The organism is Neisseria sp. P0014.S009 (genome assembly GCF_051958155.1).
Taxonomy (GTDB): Bacteria; Pseudomonadota; Gammaproteobacteria; order Burkholderiales; family Neisseriaceae; genus Neisseria; species Neisseria flavescens_C.
In genome coordinates this window covers 1-251 of the sequence record NZ_JBQCVS010000185.1, presented here as the reverse complement: position 1 = coordinate 251, position 251 = coordinate 1, and the positions used below count along the sequence as shown (strand labels likewise).

Annotated in this window: 1 pseudogene; it reads left to right on the top strand. The window is 51.0% G+C overall.

Annotated features, from left to right (window positions below):
• A pseudogene (locus ACTHS4_RS12230) lies at positions 1–248 on the top strand (helix-turn-helix domain-containing protein); the annotation flags it as partial.
• Positions 249–251 lie beyond the last annotated feature (3 nt).

The following is a 251-nucleotide window of genomic DNA, read 5'->3' as shown; positions in this document are numbered from 1 at the left end:
ATCTGCGACGATGGATACGCGCCTATCAAGAAGGCGGCATCGGCGCACTCGAACATCCCCAATCCAAAACCATGACCCAACACCGCAAAAACCCCTTCATCGCAGATAAACCCGATCAAGAAAAAACACAGGCAGAGCTTATTGAAGAGTTGTGCTATATGCGCGCAGAGGTCGCCTACCTAAAGGAGTTAAAAGCCCTCAGCCAAAAGCGGACCGAAAAGGACAAAGCCAAACCGTCCAAACACTGAGGG